Consider the following 2875-nt stretch of genomic DNA (forward strand, 5'->3'; position numbering starts at 1 on the left):
GCTTTCAGCCGAGCCTCGATTGTCTGCTCGAACAGCCCGTCCAGGATTTGCGGCCGGCGACGTGCCGTATCGCGCAGGAACGGCGACAGATCGAAGACGGCGGCGAGGAAATCCTGGCCCTCCCCCTTGCCGGCCAGAAACTTGGCAAGCCGCGTCAGCCCTTCTTCGCGCGCGGCGGAAGCGATCTCGGCCAGTTCCAACCGCGCACGGTCCTTGTCGAGCGGAACAAGCCTGGCCGCCGGCTTCAGCAGCCAATCTTTCGCTCTCGCAGCCGTGCTCATCAGTGATCCTCCCGAACCGGGAAACTCATGACCACGGATAATCCAGGATTGCCAGGCAAGAGTTCAAGCCGGCCATTGTGGAATGTCATGACGGCCTTGGCGAGGCTGAGGCCAAGACCCGAACCCGGTTGCGAACGGCTCTTCTCCAGCCGCACGAAACGTTCCGTGGCACGCGCGCGGTCGCCATCGTCGGGAATGCCGTGGCCATTGTCGGCAACCGACAGGCGAACGTCCGCACCGGCTCGCTCGAGCGTGACGCGCACCGCCGGCTGGGCATTGGCGCCGGTCGAATATTTGATGGCGTTGTCGACGATGTTCGACAGCGCCTGACCGATCAGTTCGCGGTTGCCGTTGACGGACACCGCCTCGTGCGCGTCTGCTTCCAGCGACACGCCTGCCTCTTCCGCCACCGGCTCATAGAGCTCGACGACATCGCGTACGGCTTCCGCAAGATCGACGCGGTTCGTATTTTCAGACGAGTAGCCAGCCTCCAGCCGGGAGATCATCAGGATGGCGTTGAAGGTTTTTATCAACTGGTCCGACTCGGCGATGGTGCCTTCCAGCGCCTGCCGGTAGTCGGTGGGCTTTTGCTTGCCCGAAAGCGTCGCTTCGGCCCGGTTGCGCAGCCGGGTCAGCGGCGTCTTCAGATCATGCGCGATGTTGTCGGAAACCTGCTTCAAGCCTTCGTTGAGCGTGGCGATCCTGGCCAGCATGGCATTGAGATTTTCGGAGAGCCGGTCGAACTCGTCGCCAACCCCCGTCACCGGCAGCCTGCCCGACAGATCGCCGCCCATGATGCGACGGCTGGCTTCCGACACGCTGTCGATGCGCTTCAGCGCAGCGCGGCCGACAAAAAACCAGATCAGCAATCCGCCCAGCCCCATCATGCCGAGCGCCAGCATCAGCGCACGGCGGATGACCGCACGAAACCGTTCCGGCTCGCCAAGGTCGCGGCCGACCAGCATGATCATCTGGTTCGGCAGCCGCAGCACCAGCGCAATGGCGTTGTGGCCTTTTTCGCCCTGCGCCTGCGCATCGTTCTGCTCGGATTGGGTGGTGGTGCCCTGCTCGGCGGGAAGGTTGCGCAGGCGCTCGAGCTCTCCCTCGCCAAAGCGCTGATAAGAGAACGGACTGCTGGTCCAGCCTTCGGTTTCGAGAACGCCAGGTTCGAGGCTCTGCACATTGCCGGTCAGGATCTGGCCGTTGGCGTCGGCGATCAGGTAAAGGTTTGCGCCGGGCTGGCGCGAGCGCGCTTCGACCACGCGGACCAGTACCGGCAGGCCGCCGCGCTGATAGGCGCGGGCAAGGCCGAGCACTTCGTCATTGATGGTCTCCTGCGTCTGCGCGGTCAGCATTCGCGCCGACAGCGAGGTCATGTAGAAGACGAGCGCCACCGCGCAGAGCGCGAAGAGCAGGAAATAGAGCGCCGAAAGCCGCGCTGCCGTCGTCTTCATGATGGCTGGCACGGAAAGAGCCATGCCGCAGCTAACCACTCTTCAGCATATAGCCGGCGCCGCGAACCGTATGCAGGATGGGCTTGTCGAAGCCCTTCTCGATCTTGCCGCGCAGCCGGGAGACATGGACGTCGATGACATTGGTCTGCGGATCGAAATGGTAGTCCCAGACATTTTCCAGCAGCATGGTGCGCGTCACCACCTGGCCGGCATGCCGCATCAGATATTCGAGCAAGCGGAACTCACGCGGCTGCAGCGTTATCTCGCGTGACGCACGGCGGACCGAATGCGACAGCCTGTCGAGTTCGAGATCGCCGACGCGGTAGACGGTTTCCGCTTCCTTGGCACTGGCGCGCCGGTTCAGCACCTCGACGCGGGCGAGAAGCTCGGAGAAGGCATAGGGCTTTGTCAGGTAATCGTCGCCGCCGGCGCGCAAACCCGTGACCCGGTCATCGACCTCGCCGAGCGCCGACAGGATCAGCACCGGCGTCGTGTTGCCCCTGGACCTGAGACCGGCAATGACCGACAGGCCGTCGCGACGCGGCATCATCCGGTCGATCACCATCACGTCGTAGTCGCCGGCGTCGGCGAGCGCAAAGCCGGTTTCGCCGTCACCGGCGACATGCGCGGTGTGACCGGCCTCGGCAAAGGCTTTCTGCAAGTAATCCGCAGCCTCGCGATCGTCTTCTATGACGAGAATCTTCATAGGGCTGTTATACGCGATTTCGCCGGAAGGTTGAGTGGCAGACATCTGCATTGTGGCCTTTGCCAAAGCGCATCGCGACCGAGATCGCTCGAAGCAGTGCGCGATAAAGCTGCTCGCTGCCGATGTCGGTGGCATCGGATCGTTGAAGCGCTTTTGAAATTGTGCGGCAGCGGGCGATGGGAAGCCCGCTGCCGCCGGGGGAAGGCGCGATGACTGACTAACGCGCGCTCCTCCATGCTTTCCCGTACGGCTCGGGGGTGTTCAACCGTCGCACTGGAAAAGTCCAACTTGCCGCCGGAACGCCCTCACCCGCCTCGGAAGGCCAAGAGAACGCTCCGGGGCCGACCTCAGCCCTTGGCGACGGGCAGCGCGACGAAACGATTGGTGTCGTCGCGGGTGATCTGCATCAGCACCGCCTTGCGGCCGGATTTGAC

Annotated in this window: 3 protein-coding genes; all 3 read right to left on the bottom strand. The window is 63.6% G+C overall.

What is annotated here, in order from left to right:
• Window positions 1-281 (bottom strand): hypothetical protein (locus EN914_RS30395; RefSeq protein ID WP_164779022.1); only part of this gene is annotated, 281 nt, incomplete at its 3' end.
• On the bottom strand, window positions 281-1759 hold the full coding sequence (locus EN914_RS30400; protein WP_024505283.1) for a HAMP domain-containing sensor histidine kinase: 1479 nt from the start codon (window positions 1757-1759) through the stop codon (window positions 281-283). The genes EN914_RS30400 and EN914_RS30395, both read right to left, overlap by 1 nt.
• Window positions 1760-1766: 7 nt before the next feature.
• Complete coding sequence (locus tag EN914_RS30405) at window positions 1767-2441, bottom strand: response regulator transcription factor (protein ID WP_023812818.1); 675 nt, start codon at window positions 2439-2441, stop codon at window positions 1767-1769.
• Between the last annotated feature and the right edge of the window lie 434 nt (window positions 2442-2875).

It is taken from the genome of Mesorhizobium sp. M7A.F.Ca.CA.001.08.2.1, from assembly GCF_003998455.1.
Taxonomy (GTDB): domain Bacteria; phylum Pseudomonadota; class Alphaproteobacteria; order Rhizobiales; family Rhizobiaceae; genus Mesorhizobium; species Mesorhizobium ciceri.

Excerpts from the sequence above, each read along its gene's own strand:
- EN914_RS30400 (WP_024505283.1), bottom strand. The coding sequence starts at position 1,759 with ATGGCTCTTTCCGTGCCAGCCATCATGAAGACGACGGCAGCGCGGCTT.
- EN914_RS30405 (WP_023812818.1), bottom strand. The coding sequence starts at position 2,441 with ATGAAGATTCTCGTCATAGAAGACGATCGCGAGGCTGCGGATTACTTG.